This window comes from Candidatus Thiodiazotropha endolucinida (genome assembly GCF_001715975.1).
GTDB lineage: Bacteria > Pseudomonadota > Gammaproteobacteria > Chromatiales > Chromatiaceae > Thiodiazotropha > Thiodiazotropha endolucinida.
Genome location: NZ_MARB01000007.1, coordinates 14,102 through 37,802 on the forward strand (window position 1 = coordinate 14,102; position 23,701 = coordinate 37,802).

Sequence of the window (23,701 nt, forward strand, 5' to 3'; positions counted from 1 at the left end):
TCATGAGACAGGGTAAGAAAAACTTCCGTCATGAATCGTTGCAGGATAAAGAGTCGATTCAGGCGCTTCTAAAGGCGATCTCTCAAGGGATTGCAAAAGGTAAACTGACCCTCAGCGATGAGGATGGCGAGATGGTTATGCAGCCAAATGGACTGCTGCAGTTGAAAGTCGCCGCCACTCAGGATGAGGAACGGCATCGCATTAATCTACGCATTACCTGGCAGGTCGAAACGGACAGGCCGAAAAAGAGCAAGAATTTAAAGGTCAAAGTGAAATAGATGGATACTGCATCGGCTCAAGCCGTTGAAGAGCTGACTGAAGTATGTGCCGGCAGGCTGCGCCAACAGGGTTATCGTTTGGTTGTCGCCGAGTCCTGCACCGGTGGATGGCTTGCCAAGATATTGACCGATCTGCCCGGGAGCAGCGATTGGTTCGACCGCGGATTTGTGACCTACAGCAATCAGTCGAAACAGACAATGTTGGGCGTCTCGTCCACAACCCTGCAACAATCCGGTGCGGTAAGCGAAGCCTGTGTCCTGGAGATGACGCAAGGAGCATTGACTGAAAGCGGTGCCGACGTGGCAGTGGCAATCAGCGGGATTGCCGGGCCCGGTGGCGGCAGCAAGGAAAAGCCGGTGGGAACCGTCTGCTTCGCCTGGCAGGTCAAGGGTAGCGAGGGGATGGCCCAGCGGCACTGTTTCAATGGTGATCGCAACCAGGTGCGTTGGCAGGCGGTGGTCTACGCTTTACAACAACTTGAGGGAATACTGAGTGCGTCTCGCACCTCCATTTGATTACTTTGGTGGGGCTCTGTTTCAACCATCACGGCTAATAAGGAGAGTCACTCTAAAGCTCGAGTATATAGCTAGCGGCATCTCTATCGTTTCGTGACTGAATGGAGCATGGATTCAATAGCAGAGTGAGCGAGGTAATCAGACTGAGTGATGAGTGAGGAGCGTTATTTCTTTGCCCTATGGCCGGACGAGACGGTACGGTATCGCCTGAGTACCCTGGCGCATACATCCGAGCCGGGAGAAGGGCGCCGTCATAATGCAAAAGATCTGCATATGACCCTGGTCTTTCTCGGTCAGATAGCGCCATCCCAAAAGCGCTGTATCGAAGATGTTGCCGATGGTATCAGGGGGGCGCCGATCGAGTTGTCGATTGATCGTACCGGCTATTGGTCGAGACCCAGGATATTCTGGGCCTCACCGGGAGAGACGCCCCCAGCGCTCAGCCAACTGGTTGTGGATTTGAACAATGGCCTGACCGGTTGTGGACACGAACCGGAGGAACGTAGTTATAAACCCCATGTCACCCTTTACAGGAAGGCGCGCCGGGTTGTCCCGCAACAACTGGCGGAGCCTATTGTCTGGCAGGTGAACGAGTTTGTCTTGGCGTCTTCGGCGAACCCGGGTTCATCCGGGACACGTTATCAGGTGTTGCGGCGCTGGGCACTGGGATAGGCCTGGGCATGCCACGTAAACAATATGATGTGACAAGTAGGGTGCGGTTTGCCGCACCGAACCATTAACAGAACCATCCCAGCGTGGTAATCGGTAGATGGTGCGGCAAGCCGCACCCTACATCTGTTTTTAAGTCCCCCGTGGAAATGAGAAAAATGGGAATAGAAGAGATCAATAGGTCTTGCTGATAATCAGTCCACTCCAGAAAGGGTCATCCTTGCCGCTGTTCTCGATCTCATTGTTCTGCTTGCGCATAACAAAGCTGATACCCATTCCGTTGCTGAATGTTTTGGTGATACCCAGCCATCCATTCAGAATCACAGATTCCAATTCATCCCGGTTGAATGTCACTGCACTGTTGCGAAACTGGCCTTGCAGTATGGCGTTGTAAAAACGGTATTTCAGGTTCAATCCCCCCCAGATAAAGAACTCCGGTCGAGTGTGCCCATGATCGGTTGTATGTCCGAATGTTTGTCCAAAGCTGATGTATTCGGATTGATGAGGGGTAAATTGCCACCAAGGCGTATTGAGTTTCCCCAGCCGAAAACTGATTGCGCCGTTGATGTCCGTCGTATAACCGATACCGGCTTCAAGCCCGACTCTGACATCATACGAAAGGTTTCCCTGACGACTCTGCAGCAACTTCTGAATAGAGATTGAGTATTTGGCCGTCAACTCACCACCGTCAGAGATCTGATTGCTCCATCCCCTAGGTTGGTCGGAGTCGGTCAGGTTGTGCATCGCCTTTTGCACTTCCTCACCTACATCCGTGCCCAGGACTCCCAGCAGCAGCGTCGACTGAAAAAGCAATCCACGTGAGGGGTAGACACGACTCTGGCTGTTGGAAATAAACAGCATGTTGGCATAGGGGTGATCGTTCTCAATGGGATCTGATTCAGCGAGATCATCGGGGGTAAAAATGGTTAGGCCGAATTCGATGGCATGTCTGTGGATGCCATTGTCCCCTGTCTGGTTTCTGCCGAAGCCGCTCAGTCGATCCAGACTATTGAGCCATGGGTCGAGAGAGAACCAGTAATCGGCGGCACGCTTACCTGTTAAAGTGAGTGCAAGGCCTCCCGTATAATTTCGATCCTTTTCGTCGTTGAAGGAGATGTCATTATCGAAATAGATCTGCCAGCCTGTGTCATATGATTCATTCTTAACACGCATATCCTTATCCCAGTCGCTCTCTGCATGATCTATCTGGGCCACCGTCAAGATTAATGCCTGGAATAAACCAAACGGGAAGAATCCAAAATAAGAGTTGCGTTGATGGTTGTATGACATAGAGATTATATCTTTCCTTACCACTACCTGGTAATCCACTTTACTCAGCCACTACAAAAAAATGATGTTAAAAAAGTTTCAGTGTTGAGTTTATTTGAGTGGATGGTTATTTTTCAACGGTCTGGCATGGGAACCATATTGCATATTACTAACCTACCTACTGTATATGTTCCCACGCTGGAGCATGGGAACGAGCAAAATATGATGTGACAAGTAGGGTGCGGCTTGCCGCACCGAACCGTTATCAGAACCATCCCAAGCGTGATAACTGGTAGATGGTGCGGCAAGCCGCACCCTACATCTGTTTTTTTGGTTCCCACAGTCCCCCGTAGGAACCCATGTGTCTCCCTGTTGCTTTCTGCACTCTGTATTTACATCAGGGATGGATGAGCATGTGAAACCGACAGAAACCTGTTATTCAACGATACGTATAAGATAATCAAAGGGTTTCATCCACCGCATTCCTGGTTCGGAGCGGCTTAGGCAGTAAATCTTGATAGGCGAGTGCTCCAATATACCTAACGCTGCGGCTCCTGCCGACCGTACAGGCTGGTATAGAGGCCGTTGTTTTCCAACAATTCCTCATGACGACCCTCTTCAACGACCTGCCCATCTTCAAATACAAGCACCCGGTCAGCCTGTTTTACAGCGCTTAGTCTATGCGCAATGATTATCGTAGTTCGTCCCTTGAGAAAGCTCTGCAGGGCAGCATGGAGGTCGCCTTCCGTTGTGGTATCGAGGGCGGAGGTGGCTTCATCGAGAATCACCACCTTGGGGTCGGTCAACACCATGCGTGCAATAGCAAGCCGTTGCCTCTGACCGCCGGACAGGCGGACGCCGAAACGGCCGATCAGGGTCTCCAGACCATGTTCCATGGCTTGCACGGTTTCCTGTAACTGTGCGATCTCCAGGGCCTGCCACAATTTATCATCCGCAATCTCGCGTCCCAGGGTGAGATTGATCCTGACACTGTCATTGAGCAGGGCCGGGTGTTGAAGAACGGTGGCGACATGGTCCCGTACTACATCCATACCGATCTCATCTACGGCAATCTCGTCAAACAGAACACGCCCGGCCTTGACAGGATAGAGACCCAGTATGATTTGTACCAGTGTGGTCTTTCCACCGCCGCTGGCCCCGACGAAAGCAACCTTTTCACCGGCTTTGACCTCTAGGTTGACACCGTTCAATACAGACGAGCCATCGCCATAGGCAAAGTGGATATCCTCAAGACGAAGACCGACAGTGGGTTTGCCGAGAAAGGGATTGTGGTTGTGCGGATAGGTCGGCTCAAGGTCGACGCTCAACATCTCGTTTATGCGGCCGAGCGCTGCCTGCGCGCCATTGTAGGCATACTGGATATTCAATACTTCCTGCACCGGCCCCATCATGAACCAGAGATAGGCGTAGACGCCTAACATTTCCCCAATCGTCAGATCGGACCAGAGTACCATGAACATGCTGACAGTGCGGAAGATATCAAAACCGAAGAGGAAGATCATGAAGGAGAGACGATTGGCCGCATCGCTCTTCCAGGTGAACGCCGCCGAGTGATGACGGATATTATCGGCCTTGTCGATAATGCGTCTTATATAGTGCCGCTCCCGGTTGCTGGCGCGAATTTGTTGAATGGCATCCAGGGTCTCCTCGAGAGACTCCTGAAACAACTGGAAGGCTGAGTTTTCCCTCTTTTTGAGCTGTTTGACCTTGCGCCCGAATATCGTGGTGAAATAGATCACCAAGGGATTGAGAAAAAGAATGAACAAGGCCAGGGCCCAGTTGATCCAGAGCAATACGATCGCGGTTCCGATGATACTCAACGCAGCCACCAGGAACTTGCTGGTAGTGACGCTGACGAAGCTGTCCACGGCTTCCAGATCGGTAACCAGATGGGAAGCGACGGTGCCGCTGCCCATGGTCTCGTAGGCGGACATGGAGACGCATTCAAGTCGGAGCAGCAGATCCCGCCGGATATGAAAAATGACATCCTTGGCGATCCGCGTGAACTGCCATGTCTGCCATACACCGAAGATAAGCGCGAGAAGGCGCAGGATGAGGGTGAGAACCAGAACCGCGAGAATGTACAGCACCGGTCCATGCCAGGCCTGTGGAAACAGGGCATTCATGGCGGCAATCGCCTTCCCGGGTTGGTCGAGCAACACTTCGTCCACCAACAACGGAATCAACAGGGGGACGGGTACGGCGGCGATGGCGCCCAGAACGGCGATCAGATTGGCGGCAACCAGCTCACGCCGGTGATGCAGCACCATCTGGATCAGCTCATTCCAGCGATACTCCCCTTCGCGCAAGCCGGATTTGGACAACGGGTATGCGGCATCACTACTCATGACATCGAAGGTTGGCCTTCATCCGCCGAAGAGCCTCGATTCGGCTCTGGTTATGATGAAGACGATCATTCTCTCGATATTCGGCAATGGCGGAATAACCCAGATAGCTCAGGGCGCCTGGCACCCAAAGGGAACCGATCCAGATGGACGCTCCGGTATAGGGGTCTTCATAGAATCCGGGTTTGGTACTGTAGGATTGGCTTTCGAGGTGTGACAATCGCTGTTCCAGCTGCCTGCAGCTGAGTTGCTCGTCCCCTTCCTCATAGAGGGGTTCGACAGGTCTCGGATAAGCTCTGGCCTCATCAGCCGATATGGCAGGTGTTGAAACCAGCACCAGTAGCAGTGGCAGGGTGTATCGTTGCAGTTGCATCATAATACGGCTCCCTAATCCCCCGGCGAGTCAATGTCAGTAACCCGGATGGGGGAATGCTTCAGAGTACGGACTCGTTAAAATCGTAGATCAGGTTGCTTTCCGGCCGCTGTACGAAATTCCCCTGTACGTAATCGGTACCGCTGCTCCACAAAGTGGCGATGCTGCGTGGATCCTCCACTTGCGGAGCTATGACTTTGATACCTTTTTTGTGGGCAAGTTCGATGAGCTGCTTGAGTCCTTGCTCGGGATCCTGTAACAGGTTGAAATCGAGCTTTAGATATTGAATGGGCAGGTGCTCGATGACTCGCTCGGTTTCCGGTGTAAGTGTGGCGCGGGTCAGCAGGGACGAGATGCCGATCTTGCCCAGGATGTCGAAGCAGATCTTCGCGGATTTGAGGTTTTTTGCCACTTCGTTGATATTGAACTCGAAGGTCAGCGATCCTTTCTGTACCTGACCCTGGCGGTATTTTTCGCGCAGCCAGGTAAGACGCTCCATGTTTTCCAGCAGATCGGTGGATTGGGAAACGAACAGATGGATCTCATTCCCTTGCAGCTTATGTTCATTGATGACATGGACTGCCCGTCTTGTAGTCCATTGATCCACCTTGCTGATCAATCCCAGCTCCTCGGCCGCGGGGATGAACTCCGCGGCACGATGCAGTTTGCCATCGGGTTCCTGAAGTCGAAGCAGGGTCTGGTAATGGGCCTGGGTGCTGCCCTGTAAGGCCACAATGGGTTGGAAGTAGATGTCGAAATAGTCCTTCTCGATGGCGCTTTCGATCAATGTACCCATGTCTACCGCAGCACCTTCACCTACCTGTGCCTGGGGTGGTTTCTCCGCTTCAACGAATGTGATTTGATTACCGCCTGCTTCAAGGGCCTGGCGACTGGCGATCTGAGCATGGGCGATGATTGAGCGAGAATCATGATTATTCCTCTCGACCGGATAGATGCCGATGCTGAGAGTGACCCCGACAGTGGTATTTTCGACCTCGATGATCTGCTTGGATATCGACTGACATAGCGTTTCACCCAGAGACTGCAGATCATCCCTTGATGGACGCAAGGCAAGCAGGCTCAGGCTGTTGTCGCCAAAGCGGGTCAGTATATCCTGGCTCTGCAGGTGCTGTTTCAGATGATCGGCAACCATCGCGAGTACCGCATCAAGGCCGCCGATACCCACCGACTTGATGAGTTCTTCCGGATTGTCTATCTGCAGAAAGAAGATCCCTGTGATTTCATCGATGGGTGACTCCGATTGCAATAGGGCGTCAAGACGTTCAAGCAGATAGTTGCGTGAGTGAAGGCCGGTCTCTTTTTCACCCCGGGTATGGCCGTGCAGACGGTGACTGAGTTGGCGTGCGCGTCGGATGCGGTTGGTGACGGTGGTAATGAGATGTTTGGGTGCGATCGGTTTGGAGAGAAAGTCCTCGCCGCCAAAACTGAGCGCACTCAGCTGTTTGTCAAGATCCTGCTCACCGGAGAGAAACACGATCGGTACGTCGAGGAACTCATTGTCTTCCCGGATGACAGTTGTCAGTTCAGTGCCGCTGGCTTCCGGCATATAGAGATCCATCAGGATCAAGTCCGGTTTTAAATCCTGCAGGACATCCATGACCTGCAGCGGATCTGTCACGCACCGGCAATCAAAATTAGCCTTGCTTAAAATGGCATCGGCAAAATCGGCCTGTGCCGGGTCATCCTCGACGATCAGAACACGATAGGCGGTGTGCGAATGGGTGGAAGAGAGTTCGCGGATGCGTTTTGCCGCCAGGTAGGGATCGACCGGTTTCACCCAATAGGCACTGGCATCCACGCGCATGGCGGAGAGTCGGGTCTTAAGGTCCGGGCTGTCCGCGATGAAGGCTACGGGCATGCCGGGGAGCGCATTATTCTTGTTCCACAGACCACCATTTTTCGATTCAGGGAAGAGTTTGCCCAGCAAATCCACATGGCTGATCAGTAAGCTGGTATCATCCGGATTGATCTCATAGTAGCGTATGATCTCTTCCGCGTCAGTGAGATACTCGACGTCGAATTGGTTGGCTTGCAGGTGTCGGGTCAGATTCGCCGCCAGCGCTTCATCGATACCTAGGATAAATATTTTCTGTTCAGCGGAGAATTCCGATTCATCCTTGTCGGCTTCCGCAGGTTTACTGGCGAGCAGTTCCGCCTGCTGGTTACAGGCCTGAATAGCAGCGTCCTTGAAGGCGTGAACCAGGCCGTCCAGGGCAACGACGTCGTCATGCTGGGGCTTCAGGCCGGTGCCGTGGTAGTCGCCAAGATGAGAAATCAAAGATCTCCCGCTCTGTGCAATTTGTGGTACGCCGAATTTTGTTCCTGATTCGTTCAACGTTGTGATTCGTTCGATAAGGGTATCCAGGTGGTTGCCTTTCCAATCGCTATGGACCAACTGGTGCCAATTCTCCAAAATCGCGGAGACCCTACCGGGGACTTGATTCAGAAACGTCTGTACCAGGTCGGGTTTCGCGATATGTTTGACGGGTTTGTCGTTACTCATCAGGGATTTGGGTTTATTTTTTTACCAATTCGGCGTATCTGCACGAGACGCTGGGACAGCATATCAATGCACGACATTTGCTTCAGCTTCTAACTACTTGTCCGATCAGGGAATGATAGCGGTTTGTTAGGCCAACAGGAAGCACTCTTTGAAGAAATGGGCAGATACAACAAAGATCCGCGTGCGGGGAGAAATGAGGTCCCGCTGACAGCTCGTCACTCGGCAGAGATCTCCTCGATCGATTGCAGCTCGATGACATGAAAAGTCCCCCCATTAACCTCCCAACGAATATTGAAATCGTGCAGGCGCATACCGAAACGGCTCCTTCTGCTTTCATCCAGGTAAGCGGGGCGCGGGTCATTTTGCAGGACGCGCAGTATCAGCTGCCGCAGTTTATGGGCCTCTGCAGGCGGCAGACGATTGAGAACCATTTCCGCCGCTGATGAGTAGCTCAATTCGATCGCCTTTCCTGGCGCATCGGCGGCGTACCCGCTGTTTGCGTCCGGAATGGCATCTACATAGGGTAGGTAGGGTTTGATATCAAGCACTGGTGTGCCGTCCAACAGGTCGACACCCCCCAAATGCAGATTGACACAGTTGTGTGACAATTCGAGGTCGAGCAGATCGACCACAGAGAGACCGATGGGATTGGGGCGTATGGGACTGCGCGAGGCAAATACCCCCACCCGTTGGTTTCCGCCCAATCGGGGAGGGCGAACGGTAGGTTTCCACCCGCCAGTTGCAGAAGCATGAAATACGAACACAACCCAGAGATGGGAGTAATCGGCCAATTCGCGAAAAGCCTCCGCCCGGTTGTAGGGAGGGAGGATCTCCAGCCGAGCCTCAGCTTCGGGTATCAGACGCGACTGCCTGGGAATGCCGAATTTCTCTTTGAAACAGGAGTGAATGATGCCGATTGGTTGGAACTCGAAATACATATTTAGTTTTTAAACTGAATTACCTTTTTCAGAGGATTGAGGTTGATTTCATCAAACACCGTGCCGGGATGAGACCTCAATACCAACATCACGGTGTCTGCAATATCTTCCGCCCGCAGTGCGTTTACCGCCAGTTCACCCGGCTTGAAATTGAGCTTGTGGTAAAAATCCGTGTCCACCATACCGGGATTGATCAGGCAGACTCTGACGCCCCTGCTGCTACATTCGCTGCGTAGGGATTGGGTAAACCCCCTTAGGGCAAATTTACAGGCCGAATAGACAGCACCTTTGCGCCCCCCGGCCAATGCCGCCTCCGAACCGATAACTACCAGATCGCCGTGACCCGATTGCTTAAGCAAGGGAACCAGGGCACGGGCGACATAAAGATGCTGTAACAAATTGATTGCAACCAGATCGCTGATCTGCTGATATGAGAACTCCTCTATATTGCCGAATCGTCCGGATCCTGCATTCAAGATCGCACCATCCATGTCTGGGTGATCAGTTGTTATCTCCTGCAAATGTTTTGGTAAGGTATCGAGGGAAGCGAGGTCTACAATACGCTTTTCGAGACCATCTTCGTCGGACCAGCTTGCAAAGTCACGTCCAACGGCCACCACTTGATGGCCATGATTCAACAATCGACGTGTTATCGCGGCGCCGATACCGTGACTGGCACCGGTTACCAGTAATTTTCGTGGTGACGCATGAGACTCTTTATCCATCGGCAATTCAACTTGTCACTGTTTGTCATCTGGTGTGGAACGGATAGGGTAACAATTGCCTGTTATAAACGGTAATCAATTTTAAAAAGGTAGCCGGAAATCCTCCCCAATCAGTATCAGCAGGAAATCGACAAACAGGTTACTGAGTCAATTCGATCATTGAGCGAATCAAACCGAGTTGTTGTTGAACCAGTGTGCCCACGAATTTAGCACTGATTCCTCGTGAGTCATTGGCGGGGTTATCCGAAACGATCTTGAAGATCTTGGCGTATTCGATCATATCGATATCATTCACGGCCTGAATGAAACCGGATGACTCCATGTCGAAGGCCATATCATCCGTATATTCGGATTGGGGCTCGGGTACGCATGTCAATGCTCCGGTCGTCCTGGTAATCAAGTGTTTAATTGTTAGTGGCCACTCCATGCCGCTTTGCCGATCGATAACGCGGTTGATCAAGAGCGGTGTGCCGACAGCGAGAGATCCATGACCGCAGATACCAAAATTGATCCATTGTGCAGTAGAACAGGATTTGATCGACTGTATATAGCGCACCCCCCGGGCGGATGCTGTCGCTCCCGGCCCGGTTATGACTAACTGGATCCCGTTACCATGGTAAACAGGTATTTTCATGTTTACCTGATCACGTTGTAATTTTAGTAAGTTAATTAATGGCCTCGCCTCGGCAGGAAGCGCTATGACGAGGTTGGTAAACTTGCTGTCCCGTTGTCGCATCTGCCTCATTCCATCGTATAACGCCGCTGAATTGCCCGATAATACTCCGCACGTTCGTATTGACCACGCTTCTCTGCGCCCTGGGCCAGGATTCCGCTTTTTTTCACCAATGTATTCACGGCGGCAATCCGGTCATTCCTATCAAGCCGACTATTTTCGAGCAACTTGATTAAGGCATGGACACGAAATCTGTCCATGCCCCAATGGCGTTGTGACAACTGGTCTGCATGACCGCCATATTTTTCTATCAGGGGTTTGTCGATAAACAGGACCTCTTCTGTGGCACAGATCCTCAGCCACAGATCATAATCCTCACAGGCCGGCAGTTCGGTATCGAACAGACCGAAATCGTCAAATAATGTACGGTGCAATATAGCCGATGAGGGAGAGATGACACACAGCGGTAGGCAGCGCTGGAAGATCATGCCACCGCTTTTCTCATGTTTTCGCAATTGGTTGACCCTGACGCCTTTGCGTATCCACAATTCGTTGCTGTGGCAAAGACGATAGTGCGGTGAATCGGTCAATGACTCGAGCTGTAGCTGGAGTTTATCCGGTAACCAGCGATCGTCTGAGTCGAGCAAGGCGATCCATTCACCGCGGGCCTTCTTGATTCCCAGATTTCGTGCACTGCTGACACCTTGGTTGGATTGGTATTGATAGTCGCACTGGCTATATCGATCTGTCATCAGCCGCGCTGTATCGTCATCTGAACCGTCGTCGACGACAATGATCTCCAGCGGCGGACGGGTCTGTGACAATACCGAATCTATCGCTCTCGGCAGTGTATGGGCGCGATTGTAGGTTGGAATGATAACTGAGACCGACATATGTCAAGGTTGGACTTGGTGATGTGAAAACGGGTTTGAGGCGGTGAATTCAGTATCCGGTCAATCGTAACGGTTATTGCGGGCGGCAAGAGGGTTGTTTATAGCACATTACCAATAACCGAAATATGGGGTGGTGGTTTGAATTCATCTTAATAACCTGGAAAACAAGTGTTTTTTTGTGAAATTGTTTGAGCCGCTTGTCAAAAAACAGGCAAAAAACCCCGTATGCTTTATAATTGTCAACGAAACTGTGCACCGTAACCTATGGACGGATTCTTGAAAATGAGTGCCTGGCAAGGGATTTTGCACATTCCAGCAACCTACCTGAGAGGAGGGTTTCTCCTCGGAGCCAATGCTGAAGTGAGATCGAGAAGATTTGATACCGATGCTGTGCTTGAGAAGATATTACAGCACGATAAGGAGGGTTTTACCTCCTTCTATGAGCGATACCGAGGACGTGTCTATCGCTTTATAGTCAGGCAATATGGCACCGGCGAATATGGCAAGGCAGCCTACTATTCGGCATGGCGCCACCTGGTGGTTTCCGGGCTAACCATCAAAACCCCAAAAGATCTCAAGCGCTCATTTTATTCATATCTCGGCAAGTCGGTGCAAAATCCAGGCATTTCTCAGGGCACTGATATGCCGAGTAACTATCTACCCCGCGATATCGAGGAAGACGGTAATTGGAGCTTGGTCCTTATGGAGCACTTCAAACAACTGTCTGTTGAGAAGAAGCGCTATTTTCTCTTCAAACATGAGATCGGTATCAGTGAAACGGCCATTTCCAGGACATTGAATGTCAGCAGGAAAGACGTTGAGAAAGGATTGCGGGAAGCCGAGTCGGAGCTCCGCGAGGCAATGGAGGATTCAGGCTGTCCAAAGAAACGCTCATTGGAGAGGCTCTATCGTGAGAGCAGGGTGGTGAAGCCACCTGCTTCGTGGGATCAGGAGATCATTGATTCATTCAATATGTGGCTCAGACAGACGGAGCAACCGAGTCAGCCTGAGGAGGCCCCTGTAAAATCGGACGCTTCCACAGGTATCGCTGGAAAGTTGGGTCATTTCAAAGACCAGGTCAGATCCAGATTTTCGAATCTAGGCAAACGAACCCACCAGAAAGGGAACCGGGTACGCAAACTCTCTTAGGGCCTGTTGAGACTGAGACAATCGGCTCTATGGGACCATTTTCAACCTTTTTTTGATGACAAGTGCAGGGCTAGAGGTTTCTGCGCACAGGTAGGTAGTGTAGAATTCCCGCTTTTTCCCAAGCCGGTATTGCCATGCAAGATATTAATCCTATTAGCCAAACCATTGCTGATTTGAAGGGACGGGCCACCTCCCTGAGGGGGTATCTTTGACTATGAAGGCAAGCAGGAACGCCTGACCGAAGTTCTTCGCGAACTGGAAGATCCCACGATATGGAATAATCAGGAACGGGCTCAGGCCCTGGGCCGTGAGCGCGCCACCCTTGAAACGGTGGTACTCACGCTTGACGATCTCACCAATGGCCTGGCTGATGCAGACGAGCTGTTGGAGATGGCGGTCGAGGAGGAGGATGAGGCTGCAGTCGAGGCCATCCAGGAGGAGCTTGCGGATTTTGGTAAAAAGGTCTCGGATCTGGAGTTCAGGCGCATGTTCTCCGGCGAGACCGACCACTGTAACGCATTCCTCGATATCCAGGCCGGCTCGGGCGGTACCGAGGCACAGGACTGGGCAGAGATGTTGCTGCGTATGTATCTGCGATGGGGCGAACATCGCGGTTTCAAGACAGAGCTCATCGAAGTGTCCGCGGGCGAGGTGGCCGGTATCAAGAGTGCCACGGTGAGGTACGAGGGAGAATATGCCTTCGGCTGGTTACGCACTGAAATCGGTGTGCATCGTCTGGTACGAAAATCGCCGTTCGATTCCGGCAACCGGCGTCATACCTCGTTTGCCGCTGTCTTCGTCTCCCCGGAGATCGATGATTCCATCGAGGTCGATATCAATCCCGCCGATCTGCGAATCGATGTCTACCGTGCCAGCGGTGCGGGGGGACAGCACGTCAACCGCACTGAATCGGCGGTGAGAATCACCCACAACCCGACCGGGATTGTGGTTCAGTGCCAGAACGATCGCTCGCAGCACAAGAACAAGGCAACGGCCATGAAGCAACTCAAGGCCAAGTTGTACGAATTCGAGGTGCAGAAGCGAAATGCCTCGCAACAGGAGCTGGAGGAGAGCAAATCCGACATAGGCTGGGGCAGCCAGATTCGCAGTTATGTGCTCGATGCCTCACGGATCAAGGATCTGCGCACCGGAGTTGAGACCGGAAACACCCAGGCCGTGCTCGACGGCGGAATCGATATGTTTATCGAGGCGAGTCTTAAAAGCGGTGTTTGACCCGCTTGCCAATACCATGCGGATGGCGCCGGACAGGTTCAAGCAATGATTGAAATTATTGAATATTTTGAGTTGAACAGACCATGAATGACGAGACCCAGGACGAAAACAAACTCATCGCCCAACGCCGCGAGAAGCTGCAGCAGATGCGCGATAACGGGAACGCATTTCCGAACGATTTTCGCCGCAACAGCATGGCCGGCGAGTTGCATGCCGAATATGGGGAGAAGTCGGGTGAAGAGCTTGAAGCTTTGGGGCTCAGGGTCAGACTGGCCGGACGCATGATGAGCCGGCGGGTGATGGGCAAGGCGAGCTTTGCCCATCTGCAGGATATGTCGGGACGGATGCAGCTCTTTGTGCAACGGGACGCACTTGATGAGGGTGTCTATAACACTCAATTCAAGAAGTGGGATATCGGAGACATCATCGGAGCCGAAGGTATTCTGTTCAAGACAAAAACCGGCGAACTGTCCGTCAAAGTCGACAGTCTCCGCTTATTGACCAAGGCGCTACGGCCCCTTCCCGAGAAATTTCACGGTCTCTCCGACCAGGAGATTCGCTATCGTCAACGCTATGTCGATCTGATCATGAACGAGGCGTCGCGCAACACCTTTCGACTACGTACCCGGATAGTGCAGTTTATTCGCAATTACCTCGATCAGCGCGGTTTCCTGGAAGTGGAGACACCCATGATGCAGGTGATACCCGGCGGCGCCACAGCACGTCCCTTTGCTACCCGCCATAATGCCCTCGACATGGACATGTTTCTGCGCATCGCCCCGGAACTCTATCTGAAGCGGCTTGTGGTAGGAGGGTTTGAAAGGGTCTATGAGATCAACCGTAATTTCCGTAACGAAGGGCTCTCCACCCGCCACAATCCTGAATTCACCATGCTGGAATTTTATGAGGCCTATGCGGACTACAACGATCTGATGGATCTTACCGAGGCGATGTTGCGGGGTCTATGTCAGGAGGTCCTGGGTGGCACGGAAGTGTCCTATCAGGGTGAGCGCTATGATTTCGGCAGCCCCTTCCAGCGCATGACCGTCAAGGAGTCCATCTGCCATTTCAATCCCGACATCACCGCGGAGATGCTGGATGACGAGGCACAGGCCCGGGCCATTGCCGAACGGATGGAGATTCCCCTCAAGCCGAGCTATGGGCTCGGTAAGATTCAGATCGAGATATTTGAGAAAAGTGTGGAGCATCGCCTGATGAATCCCACTTTCATCACTGCCTATCCCACCGAGGTTTCACCCCTGGCGAGACGCAACGACGACGATCCGTTCGTGACCGATCGATTTGAATTTTTCGTCGGCGGACGTGAGATTGCGAATGGTTTCTCCGAACTCAATGACGCCGAAGACCAGGCGGAACGTTTTCGCAGACAGGTGGAGGAGAAGGAGGCGGGGGATGATGAGGCGATGCATTACGATGCCGACTATGTGCGTGCACTGGAGCATGGCATGCCGCCTACCGCAGGCGAGGGGATAGGGATTGATCGTCTGGTGATGCTGCTTACCGACTCGCCCTCGATTCGCGACGTGCTGCTGTTTCCACACATGCGGCCGGAGTTGGCGGGGTCTTAAAGACCATACAACAGCAGACCCTCTGCATGTTCCAGATGGTGCGCGGTTCCGGCCAGTACCAGGACATCTCCCGCTTGCAGGCGGGTCTCGGGGGCCGGCGCCTCGCCCCTGATGCCGCCCCGACGCACCGCGGTGATACTGACATCCCAATCCCATAGGTGCAGGTCTTCTATGGTATGTCCGACGGCGAATGCACGATCGGGCAGGGTGACGGTATGCAGGCGTTCCTGAAAGCCCTCTTCGTGATCGAGATCGATGGCTTCCTCCCCATGGTAAAAATCGCGTAGCAGTTTGTAGTGATTCTCGCGAATTTCGCGCATGATCTTGAGGATACGGGAACCCGGCACCTTCAATAGCAGCAGAAGCTGTCCACCCATCATTAGGCTGGCTTCAACCGCCTCCGGCATGACCTCAGCCGCACCTGCCGCTTCCAGCTCCTCCAGATGCGAGTCGTCTTTGGTTCGTACCAGGACGGGCACTTGCGGCGCCACCTTGCGGATGTGGTGGAGGATCTGTAATGCAATGGTGTGGCCTTCGAAAGTGACCACCACCACACCGGCACGCTCGATACCGGCCGCATGCATAATCTCATGGCGAGTGGCATCGCCGAAATGAACCGGTTCACCAGCCTCGTGGGCCTCCCTGACCACCGAGGGATCGAGATCGAGGGCAACATAGGGAAAACCTTCATGATCGAGGAGTCGGCCCAGGTTTTGGCCAATACGACCATAACCGCAAATGATGACATGCTGCTCCATTCCCTCTGCCTCATGCTCCAGGTCCTGAGGGATGGCATAATCCTGGTCCGAAGGACGCAATTGACAGAATATTTCTGTCAGCTTGCTATTGTAGCGAATCAGAAAAGGGGAGATCGCCATGCTGATTATTATCGCCGCAAACAGCAGTTGCCCTGCCTCACCGGGTATCAGGGAAGATTGCAGGGAGAGGTCCAGCAACACAAAACCGAACTCACCGCCTTGCGCCAACAACAGTCCTGAACGAAATGCGGTTGCGGAAGATTGCTTGGTCTGACGCACCAACAGCAGAATGATCGCCGCTTTAACCACGATGAGGGCGGCGGCGACAAGAAATACCCACTGCAGTTGAGGCAGCAGTGACAAGAGGTCGACACGCATTCCCACAGTGATGAAGAAGAGCCCGAGCAGAACATCCTGAAAAGGGCGGATATCGGCCTCGATCTGATGGCGATACTCGGTCTCCCCCAGCATCATGCCGGCCAGAAAGGCGCCCAAGGCCAGGGAGAGCCCCGCTTCATGGGTCAACCAGGCAGCGGCAAGGGATACCAGGAGTACAGTCAGCGTGAACAATTCAGCCGATCGGGCGCGTGCGATCTCATGAAACAGCGGACGCAGTGCCCAGTGACCAATCGCCATGATTACCGTGAACACCACCGCGGCCTTGATCAAGGCCCAGGAGAGCGGTATCAGCAAGCCCTGCTCCGCATCGCTGACAAGTATGGGAATCACCACCAGTAACGGGATTACCGCCAGGTCCTGGAATAGCAGAATACTGACCCCGACACGGCCATGCGCCGTATTCAGCTCAACCTGCTCTATTAACTGTTTAATCACGATAGCGGTCGAGGAGAGCGCCAGAATGGCGCCGATAACGAATGCTGCAGCCAACTCGAGTCCCAACAACCAGGCAATGCCACCGGCGATAATACCGGTGATCAATACCTGGCTGCCGCCGAGACCGAATACGGCGCCTTTCATGGCGATCATCTGCGGCAGGGAGAACTCCAGCCCAATCGCAAAAAGCAGAAATACAACCCCGAATTCGGCCAGGAAGCGGGTCTCTTCATTGGATGCGATCACACCTGTGCCGAACGGGCCGACCAGGATACCGACGATCAGATAACCGAGTATGGGCGGCAGGTGAAATCGTTTGAACAGCGTCACTGTCAAAACGGCAACAGCGAGTAATATGAGGATGATCTGTAACGTGTGAATGTTCATTTCGGGTCAAGCCGGGCCGATAGTGCAACAAGTTTGATGATATCGATGAAATAAATCCAATCCCAATTGAGATAGGATGGGATAAGTCATGGGGTATTAATCGGTTAAATGTTAAAATCCTTTTTTTCAGCAAACAAATAAGACAAAACGTGGCAAACAGAAAAAAGAGCAGACGATCCAGCGTGAAGGATCCGCACCATGCACGCGAGGCACGTAAATACCAGAATCCCATCCCAAGCCGGGAGTTCATCATGGAGACCCTGGAAAGAGAGGGTGTCCCGATGGACATGCTCTCTCTGGCGGATCGTCTTGAACTCGTTTCGGAAGATCAATTCGAAGCACTGCGTCGACGCCTGCGCGCCATGCAGCGTGACGGACAGCTGGTCTGTAATCGTAATGACAACTACTGTCTGGTCAATAAGCGCGACTTGATCGTCGGGCGGATTATCGGACATGCGGATGGTTTCGGTTTTCTCAGGCCCGATGATGGGGGTGACGATCTCTATCTCTCCTTCAAAGAGATGCGTTCCGTATTTCATGACGACAGGGCCGTTGTGAGGGTGACCGGGATGGATCGCCGCAACCGTCTGGAAGGGGCGGTCGTTGAGGTATTGGAGCGTAATACACGTAATGTCGCCGGTCGTCTCTACATGGAGACTGGTGTGGGCTTTGTGGTGCCCGATTCCAAGCGGCTCAGTAAGGATGTGATTATCCCGAGCAGCGAGATCGGTGTCGCCAGACAGGGACAGATGGTGGTTGCAGAGATTCTGGATCAACCCACCAAGCGCACACCTCCCATCGGCCGTATCACAGAGATCTTGGGAGATCATCTGGGACCGGGTATGGAGACCGATATCGCCATTCGCACCCACAGTATACCGGTCGACTGGCCGGATGAAGTGGAGCATCAGATCAAGGCCGTCAAATCCGAAGTGGCCGAACCGGACAAAAAGGGCAGGGTCGATTTGCGCCATCTCCCGCTGGTGACCATCGATGGTGCGGATGCCAGGGATTTCGATGATGCCGTCTACTGCGAACCCAAACCGAAAGGCTGGCGCCTGCTGGTCTGTATCGCCGATGTTTCTCACTATGTCGAACCGGGCAGTGCCCTGGACAGTGAGGCGCGGAACAGGGGCAACTCGGTCTATTTTCCGGACCGGGTGGTACCCATGCTGCCGGAAAAACTCTCGAATGGCCTTTGCTCCATCAACCCACGGGTCGACCGCCTCTGCATGACCTGTGAACTCTATATCGACAAAAGCGGCAAGGTGACGAGATCGAAATTCTTTCCCGCCGTGATGCGATCCCATGCGAGATTGATCTATGACGACGTGGCGGCAATGCTTGAAGGCGATCCCGAATTATGTAAAAAACACGCCAAGCTGTTGCCTCATCTGCACCATCTCTATCAACTCTACCAGGTGTTGCTGGAACAGCGGTCGACAAGGGGTGCCATCGATTTCGATACCACCGAGACCCGGATAGAATTCAATGAGCTGAAGCGAGTTGAACGGATTATACCGGTAGAACGGAACGATGCGCACCGCCTGATCGAAGAGTGTATGTTGGCTGCGAATGTGGCGACAGCACGCTTCCTGCTGCGAAATAAGCAACCCGCGCTCTATCGCATCCATGAGGGACCAGCGGATGAAAAACTGACCGATTTGAGGGAGTTCCTGGGTGAACTGGGGCTGAGTCTGCCTGGGGGTAAGAAACCCAAGGCCTCCGATTATGCGATACTGCTGGAACAGATCAAAGAACGTGCCGACAGACACCTGATCCAGACTGTTCTATTGCGTTCTCTTTCTCAAGCACTCTACAGTTCGGACAATGTGGGCCATTTCGGTCTCTCATATCAGGCCTATACCCACTTCACCTCACCGATACGACGTTATCCCGATCTGATTGTCCATCGAGCCATCAAACATGCAATCAATCAGGGTAGTGCAGATGACTTCGAATATACCAAGGCAGAGCTTCAAGCCCTGGGCGAACACTGCTCAAGCACCGAAAGGAAAGCCGATGAGGCAACTCGGGATGCCCTCGATTGGCTGAAGTGTGAATATATGCAGGATAAGGTTGGTGAGACCTTCAACGGGATTATCACCAGTGTCAATTCATTTGGCGTATTTGTCGAACTCGACGAAATCTATGTCGATGGCCTGGTGCATATTTCAGCACTCCATAACGATTACTATCACTACGATCCGGTGGGGCATCGCCTAACCGGGGAGCGTACCGGTAAGGTACTGCGCCTGGGTGATCCGTTGAGCATAGTCGTGGCCAGCGTTAACCTGGACGATCGTAAGATCGATTTTGTGCCTGCCAAGGAGGTGGAACAGGCAACGGACGCAAAAAGAAAATCACGCCGTACCCGGAAACGTACCCCTGGCAGAACTGAGCCTGGAAAACCGAAAAGGACTGAAAAAGAAAAAACCTCCGGCAAAGACAAAAAGTCAGGTAAGAAGAAGACACGGAAAAGACGACCCAAAACAGGTACGAAGAAGAGCTGATGTCGGATAACCATGCATGGGTAATGGGCCTGCATGCGGTGAAATCAGCACTGCAGCAATCGGAGGGGGTTGAAGAGCTGCTGGTCGACAGCAAGCGACGGGATGATCGTATTAAAGAGATCGTTGGGCTTGCCGAAACAGCGGGTATCCCATGCCACCGAATACCGGGCAAGGTGTTGGACCAGAGGGTCCATGTGGAAAATCATCAGGGTGTGGCGCTGCGCGTCAAGCAACGGCAGACACAGGATGAACCCTATCTCAGGGCACTGTTGAAACGGCTTGAGAAGCCTCCGTTTCTGCTCATACTCGATGGCGTTCAGGACCCACACAATTTAGGGGCGTGTCTAAGAAGTGCCGATGGCGCGGGTGTACATGCGGTTGTTGCGTCCCGGGATCGATCGGTGTCATTGACGCCGACGGTCAGAAAGGTAGCGAGCGGGGCGGCGGAGACGGTGCCCTTCATTCAGGTTTCCAATCTGGCTCGAACCCTGAAGTGGTTGAAAGGGGAGGGCGTATGGCTTATCGGCACCGCGGGTGAGGCGACTCAAACGCTGTATGAAACCGATCTGTGTGGCGCCTTGGCGATTGTCATGGGGGGAGAGGGCAAGGGATTGCGCAGACTGACGAGAGAACAGTGTGATCTGCTGGTGAAGCTGCCAATGGCGGGAAATGTGGAGAGCCTCAATGTTTCGGTAGCCAGCGGTATCGCTCTCTATGAAGCGGTTCGTCAGCGTGGTAGCTTTTAGTTTTTACGAGGGAATGACAGCCGAGAGGCTATATCCAGGGCCTATCATCAGTGTTATCGGGCTCTAAGTTGAGGAGAGCGTTGTGATCAGAAAACTAACCTGCATATCTTTGCTTGCCGGCTTGATGGTTACGCCCGTCTATGCCGACACGGTGCTGGGTATGACTGCCGATGTGGATTTTTGGAACATGGAGTCGTCAGGTTCCTTCGCAGATAGCAGCGATCTGCAATCTTTCGACCTCGACAGCGAACGCAACGCCATCCTGACACTCGCATTCGAGCACCCGTTGCCACTGGTGCCGAATTTAAAGATCAGAACCAATGATCTCAGCTCTTCGGGTGATCAGCGTCTGTCGGACGACTTCAGCTTTTCGGATACCGATTTTCCGGCAGATCTCGATGTGAATGTGGATTTCGAGGCGCAAAACACCGATTTTATCTTCTATTACGAGATCTTCGATAACGACACGATCTCTTTCGACCTGGGATTGAATGTCAAATATCTGGATGGCGATATCGAGGTTGAGAGTAATGGTCTGCGGGCCAGTGAGACCTTCGACGGTTATGTGCCGATGTTTCATGGGGCCGTTGAGGTGGGTGTGCCCGCCACGCGTCTTTCGTTTTTTGGTGACCTTAACCTATTGAGTGTGGGCGATCACACCCTGCAGGACTATACCGCAGGGGTCGCCTTCAAACTGGTGGAAAGCCTGGCTGTCGATATCAGCCTCAGGGGCGGTTATCATCGCATCTCCCTGGAGCTTGATGACCTGGATGGCATCTACACGGATTGGGATTTCGATGGTGCCTTCCTCGGGGTACAGGCAGATTTCTGAGCCGGTTCCCGCATTATTGACTGAATAGGGGGGATCTATACAGATCCCGCCTCTACAAGTTGCAGATTTCCCCGCAACTCGGTAGAATCCGCCGCTTCCCGGTGCCCGACTGCCGCTGGTGGCGTCTCGTAAGGACGGCATGGCGACTGGACCGGGCATCACTCCTTGCCTTACCGCATTTGCGGGAGGCTGCCTAACCCGAAAGGAGAGACAATGAGGCACTATGAAGTCGTGTTCCTGGTCCATCCCGACCAGAGTGAACAGGTACCCGCTATGATCGAGCGTTATCGTTCGGGTATCGAAACCAAGGGTGGTGCGATCCATCGCCTGGAAGATTGGGGCCGCCGTCAGCTGGCCTATCCCATCAATAAGATCCACAAGGCACACTATGTTTTGATGAACATCGAGTGTGATGCCGAGGCATTGTCCGAACTGGAGAGTGCCTTTCGCTTCAACGATGCCGTGATTCGTAACCTGGTCATTCGTCGCGACGAAGCAGTCAGCGAAATCTCTCAACTGGCCAAGTCCCAGGAAGAGGAAGAGAGAGAAGGCGCATCTTCGCGTAACCGCGATGATGATGCTGTCACAGCGGATGATGATGAAGCTTCCGATGAGCCCGAAGAAGAAACCGAACCTTCGGACGAAGATTAATCGAGTGGATTGAGAGGTACTATACATGGCACGTTTTTTCCGACGTAAGAAATACTGCCGCTTTACTGCGGAGGGTATCAACGAGATCGATTACAAGGATTTGAATCTGCTCAAGGCGTATATCAGTGAGAGTGGCAAGATCGTTCCAAGCCGCATCACCGGTACCAAGGCAAAGTATCAACGTCAGCTTGCCACTGCTATCAAGCGGGCACGCTACTTGGCGCTTCTGCCATACACTGATCAGCATTAAAGGAGGTATTTACCTTCCGGAGTAACGGAGCATGAAAGCATTGGCATCCTTTGTGATGCGCGGGACGTCCCAGTCAGCAATGGCTACGACGGGCCTGACCATGCTGTCTCTGGTATTTCCGTTTATCGGCATTTTAGGCAGTGCCTGCGCAGGGTTGGTTTTCCTTCGTCAAGGGATGTCAGCCGGGATTAAAACCTTACTTCTGTCGACATTGGCCATTGCCCTGTTGATGTGGGTAATAATCGGTAATCCACTACCTGCAGTTGGAATTTTGCTGGTATTTTGGCTGCCGGTCGCCTTACTCGGCATGCTGTTGCGGAACACCATGTCACTGGCATTCACGACACAAGTGGCCATTGGGTTTGGCCTGCTGGTTGTGTTGGTACAGTACATCGTACTGAGTGATCCTGCGGCATTCTGGCAGGAGTATCTGCAACCACTGGGACAGCGCTTTGTGGATACCGGATTGCTGGATCAGTCGCAAAGCCAGCAACTGGTTGAACAGATATCAGTAGTGATGTGCGGTGTGGTTGCTGTGGTGTATATGCTGCAGTTGGTATCCAGCCTCTATCTGGCCCGCTGGTGGCAGGCAGTGTTGTACAACCCGGGTGGGTTCGCCAAGGAGTTCCATCAACTGCGTGTGCACCGGGTGGTGGGAGTGGTTGGAGTATTGGCATTGCTGTTCCTGTTGATGCCAGGTGAGCGTATACCCGTTACCCTCAACTGCATGGGAGCCGTTTTTCTGGGCGTGCCGTTTTTGCAGGGGCTGGCTGTTGCCCACGGTGTGTTCAATGGAATGAAGTCGGTGCAGCTCTGGTTGGTATTGGTCTACCTGTTGCTGATTGTGTTCATGCCACAGATGGTGATGGCTTTAACCGTTATCGGTCTGATGGATGTGTGGATAGATTTTCGAGCTCGCTTCAGACAGCGTCAAAGCGGGTAAGAGCGGGTTACTGGAAGGCTGTAAATAGGGCTCGGTAACCTATGAATTGACCTATATGAAGGTGGTTACAATGGAAATAATTCTATTGCAAAAAGTGGATAACCTGGGTGATCTGGGTGAGAAGGTTAATGTAAAGAGCGGCTTTGGCCGTAATTTTCTGATTCCTTCAGGTAAAGCCGTACCGGCGACAGAAGAGAACGTGAAGATCTTCGAAGAGCGTCGTGCGGAACTCGAGAAGGAGGCTGCGGAAAAACTGCAGGCAGCCGAGGCGCGTAAAGCGAAAATTGACGGAATGGAGATCTCCATCACCTGCAAGGCAGGTGATGAAGGGCGCCTGTTTGGTTCAGTCGGTACCGCTGATATTACAAAAGCCGTCACTGACAACGGTGTGGAACTTGCCAAGAAAGAGGTGTTGCTACCCAATGGTGCATTCCGTGTCGCGGGTGAGTATGAGGTCAACCTGCATCTGCATGCTGACGTGAATGCCACCATCAAACTGACGATCGTGCCGGAAGCATAAGCGGTTGAGCTTCAAGTTCGGTAGAGACAAGTGTGCGGCTTGCCGCATTGCTGATCCGATGAACCACCGAAC

Annotated in this window: 22 protein-coding genes; 13 read left to right on the forward strand and 9 right to left on the reverse strand. The window is 52.9% G+C overall.

What is annotated here, in order from left to right; genetic code table 11:
- The first annotated feature begins 2 nt into the window (after positions 1-2).
- The 3 genes from CODIS_RS07290 to thpR all read left to right on the forward strand — a co-directional run bounded on the left by CODIS_RS07290 (position 3) and on the right by thpR (position 1,466).
- Positions 3-278 carry an amphi-Trp domain-containing protein gene (locus CODIS_RS07290; protein ID WP_069123046.1) on the forward strand — a complete coding sequence of 92 codons (276 nt, stop codon included), beginning with the start codon at positions 3-5 and terminating at the stop codon, positions 276-278.
- Positions 279-794 carry a nicotinamide-nucleotide amidase gene (gene pncC, locus CODIS_RS07295; protein WP_069123050.1) on the forward strand — a complete coding sequence of 172 codons (516 nt, stop codon included), beginning with the start codon at positions 279-281 and terminating at the stop codon, positions 792-794.
- Positions 795-944: 150 nt separating this feature from the next.
- A complete protein-coding gene (gene thpR, locus CODIS_RS07300) occupies positions 945-1,466 on the forward strand; it encodes an RNA 2',3'-cyclic phosphodiesterase (RefSeq protein WP_069123056.1) in 522 nt (173 codons plus the stop codon).
- Between the two features lie 171 nt (positions 1,467-1,637).
- Here the strand turns inward: thpR and CODIS_RS07305 are convergent, their stop codons facing one another.
- From CODIS_RS07305 to CODIS_RS07340, 8 genes are all read right to left on the reverse strand, one after another.
- On the reverse strand, positions 1,638-2,753 hold the full coding sequence (locus CODIS_RS07305) for a lipid A deacylase LpxR family protein (RefSeq protein WP_069123061.1): 1,116 nt from the start codon (positions 2,751-2,753) through the stop codon (positions 1,638-1,640).
- Between the two features lie 518 nt (positions 2,754-3,271).
- Entirely contained in the window at positions 3,272-5,101 is a 1,830-nt protein-coding gene (locus CODIS_RS07310) for an ABC transporter ATP-binding protein (RefSeq protein WP_069123065.1), read from the reverse strand.
- A complete protein-coding gene (locus CODIS_RS07315) occupies positions 5,094-5,474 on the reverse strand; it encodes a hypothetical protein (RefSeq protein ID WP_154723046.1) in 381 nt (126 codons plus the stop codon). The genes CODIS_RS07310 and CODIS_RS07315 overlap by 8 nt, the downstream gene beginning before the upstream one ends.
- Positions 5,475-5,532: 58 nt before the next feature.
- On the reverse strand, positions 5,533-7,995 hold the full coding sequence (locus CODIS_RS07320) for an EAL domain-containing response regulator (protein WP_069123073.1): 2,463 nt from the start codon (positions 7,993-7,995) through the stop codon (positions 5,533-5,535).
- Between the two features lie 215 nt (positions 7,996-8,210).
- A complete protein-coding gene (gene tsaA / locus CODIS_RS07325) occupies positions 8,211-8,933 on the reverse strand; it encodes a tRNA (N6-threonylcarbamoyladenosine(37)-N6)-methyltransferase TrmO (RefSeq protein WP_069123075.1) in 723 nt (240 codons plus the stop codon).
- Between the two features lie 2 nt (positions 8,934-8,935).
- Positions 8,936-9,658 carry an SDR family oxidoreductase gene (locus CODIS_RS07330; protein ID WP_069123081.1) on the reverse strand — a complete coding sequence of 241 codons (723 nt, stop codon included), beginning with the start codon at positions 9,656-9,658 and terminating at the stop codon, positions 8,936-8,938.
- Between the two features lie 139 nt (positions 9,659-9,797).
- Entirely contained in the window at positions 9,798-10,292 is a 495-nt protein-coding gene (locus tag CODIS_RS07335; protein ID WP_069123085.1) for a hypothetical protein, read from the reverse strand.
- Positions 10,293-10,399: 107 nt separating this feature from the next.
- On the reverse strand, positions 10,400-11,224 hold the full coding sequence (locus CODIS_RS07340; protein WP_069123089.1) for a glycosyltransferase family 2 protein: 825 nt from the start codon (positions 11,222-11,224) through the stop codon (positions 10,400-10,402).
- Between the two features lie 282 nt (positions 11,225-11,506).
- On the opposite strand from CODIS_RS07340, the gene CODIS_RS07345 reads away from it, so the two are divergent.
- From CODIS_RS07345 to lysS, 3 genes are all read left to right on the forward strand, one after another.
- Entirely contained in the window at positions 11,507-12,373 is an 867-nt protein-coding gene (locus CODIS_RS07345) for an RNA polymerase sigma factor (protein WP_154723047.1), read from the forward strand.
- 134 nt (positions 12,374-12,507) lie between these two features.
- A protein-coding gene (gene prfB, locus CODIS_RS07350) for a peptide chain release factor 2 (RefSeq protein ID WP_154723048.1) occupies positions 12,508-13,606 on the forward strand; the annotation gives its coding sequence in 2 pieces (ribosomal slippage) (positions 12,508-12,582 and positions 12,584-13,606; 1,098 coding nt in all).
- 83 nt (positions 13,607-13,689) lie between these two features.
- Positions 13,690-15,195 carry a lysine--tRNA ligase gene (gene lysS, locus CODIS_RS07355; RefSeq protein WP_069123104.1) on the forward strand — a complete coding sequence of 502 codons (1,506 nt, stop codon included), beginning with the start codon at positions 13,690-13,692 and terminating at the stop codon, positions 15,193-15,195.
- Here the strand turns inward: lysS and CODIS_RS07360 are convergent.
- Entirely contained in the window at positions 15,192-17,174 is a 1,983-nt protein-coding gene (locus CODIS_RS07360) for a monovalent cation:proton antiporter family protein (protein WP_069123109.1), read from the reverse strand. The two genes, lysS and CODIS_RS07360, sit on opposite strands and share 4 nt — an antisense overlap.
- 149 nt (positions 17,175-17,323) lie before the next feature.
- On the opposite strand from CODIS_RS07360, the gene rnr reads away from it, so the two are divergent.
- The 7 genes from rnr to rplI all read left to right on the forward strand — a co-directional run bounded on the left by rnr (position 17,324) and on the right by rplI (position 23,629).
- Positions 17,324-19,687: a ribonuclease R gene (rnr, locus tag CODIS_RS07365; RefSeq protein WP_069123113.1), complete on the forward strand. Its 2,364-nt coding sequence runs from the start codon at positions 17,324-17,326 to the stop codon at positions 19,685-19,687.
- Positions 19,687-20,433, forward strand: coding sequence for a 23S rRNA (guanosine(2251)-2'-O)-methyltransferase RlmB (gene rlmB, locus CODIS_RS07370; protein ID WP_069123119.1), 747 nt, complete (start codon positions 19,687-19,689; stop codon positions 20,431-20,433). Before rnr ends, rlmB begins: the two co-directional genes overlap by 1 nt.
- A gap of 82 nt (positions 20,434-20,515) precedes the next feature.
- On the forward strand, positions 20,516-21,265 hold the full coding sequence (locus CODIS_RS07375; RefSeq protein ID WP_083220607.1) for a TIGR04219 family outer membrane beta-barrel protein: 750 nt from the start codon (positions 20,516-20,518) through the stop codon (positions 21,263-21,265).
- Positions 21,266-21,478: 213 nt separating this feature from the next.
- Positions 21,479-21,916 (forward strand): 30S ribosomal protein S6, encoded by a 438-nt coding sequence (rpsF, locus tag CODIS_RS07380; RefSeq protein ID WP_069123124.1) that lies wholly within the window; start codon positions 21,479-21,481, stop codon positions 21,914-21,916.
- 25 nt (positions 21,917-21,941) lie between these two features.
- Complete coding sequence (gene rpsR, locus CODIS_RS07385) at positions 21,942-22,166, forward strand: 30S ribosomal protein S18 (RefSeq protein ID WP_069123127.1); 225 nt, start codon at positions 21,942-21,944, stop codon at positions 22,164-22,166.
- Positions 22,167-22,197: 31 nt separating this feature from the next.
- Positions 22,198-23,109: a DUF2232 domain-containing protein gene (locus tag CODIS_RS07390; protein WP_069123132.1), complete on the forward strand. Its 912-nt coding sequence runs from the start codon at positions 22,198-22,200 to the stop codon at positions 23,107-23,109.
- Positions 23,110-23,179: 70 nt separating this feature from the next.
- Positions 23,180-23,629 carry a 50S ribosomal protein L9 gene (rplI, locus tag CODIS_RS07395; RefSeq protein WP_069123655.1) on the forward strand — a complete coding sequence of 150 codons (450 nt, stop codon included), beginning with the start codon at positions 23,180-23,182 and terminating at the stop codon, positions 23,627-23,629.
- Positions 23,630-23,701 lie beyond the last annotated feature (72 nt).

Excerpts from the sequence above, each read along its gene's own strand:
- CODIS_RS07290 (WP_069123046.1), top strand. The coding sequence starts at position 3 with ATGAGACAGGGTAAGAAAAACTTCCGTCATGAATCGTTGCAGGATAAA.
- pncC (WP_069123050.1), top strand. The coding sequence starts at position 279 with ATGGATACTGCATCGGCTCAAGCCGTTGAAGAGCTGACTGAAGTATGT.
- thpR (WP_069123056.1), top strand. The coding sequence starts at position 945 with ATGAGTGAGGAGCGTTATTTCTTTGCCCTATGGCCGGACGAGACGGTA.
- CODIS_RS07305 (WP_069123061.1), bottom strand. The coding sequence starts at position 2,753 with ATGTCATACAACCATCAACGCAACTCTTATTTTGGATTCTTCCCGTTT.
- CODIS_RS07310 (WP_069123065.1), bottom strand. The coding sequence starts at position 5,101 with ATGAGTAGTGATGCCGCATACCCGTTGTCCAAATCCGGCTTGCGCGAA.
- CODIS_RS07315 (WP_154723046.1), bottom strand. The coding sequence starts at position 5,474 with ATGATGCAACTGCAACGATACACCCTGCCACTGCTACTGGTGCTGGTT.
- CODIS_RS07320 (WP_069123073.1), bottom strand. The coding sequence starts at position 7,995 with ATGAGTAACGACAAACCCGTCAAACATATCGCGAAACCCGACCTGGTA.
- tsaA (WP_069123075.1), bottom strand. The coding sequence starts at position 8,933 with ATGTATTTCGAGTTCCAACCAATCGGCATCATTCACTCCTGTTTCAAA.
- CODIS_RS07330 (WP_069123081.1), bottom strand. The coding sequence starts at position 9,658 with ATGGATAAAGAGTCTCATGCGTCACCACGAAAATTACTGGTAACCGGT.
- CODIS_RS07335 (WP_069123085.1), bottom strand. The coding sequence starts at position 10,292 with ATGAAAATACCTGTTTACCATGGTAACGGGATCCAGTTAGTCATAACC.
- CODIS_RS07340 (WP_069123089.1), bottom strand. The coding sequence starts at position 11,224 with ATGTCGGTCTCAGTTATCATTCCAACCTACAATCGCGCCCATACACTG.
- CODIS_RS07345 (WP_154723047.1), top strand. The coding sequence starts at position 11,507 with ATGAGTGCCTGGCAAGGGATTTTGCACATTCCAGCAACCTACCTGAGA.
- lysS (WP_069123104.1), top strand. The coding sequence starts at position 13,690 with ATGAATGACGAGACCCAGGACGAAAACAAACTCATCGCCCAACGCCGC.
- CODIS_RS07360 (WP_069123109.1), bottom strand. The coding sequence starts at position 17,174 with ATGAACATTCACACGTTACAGATCATCCTCATATTACTCGCTGTTGCC.
- rlmB (WP_069123119.1), top strand. The coding sequence starts at position 19,687 with ATGTCGGATAACCATGCATGGGTAATGGGCCTGCATGCGGTGAAATCA.
- rpsF (WP_069123124.1), top strand. The coding sequence starts at position 21,479 with ATGAGGCACTATGAAGTCGTGTTCCTGGTCCATCCCGACCAGAGTGAA.
- rpsR (WP_069123127.1), top strand. The coding sequence starts at position 21,942 with ATGGCACGTTTTTTCCGACGTAAGAAATACTGCCGCTTTACTGCGGAG.
- CODIS_RS07390 (WP_069123132.1), top strand. The coding sequence starts at position 22,198 with ATGAAAGCATTGGCATCCTTTGTGATGCGCGGGACGTCCCAGTCAGCA.
- rplI (WP_069123655.1), top strand. The coding sequence starts at position 23,180 with ATGGAAATAATTCTATTGCAAAAAGTGGATAACCTGGGTGATCTGGGT.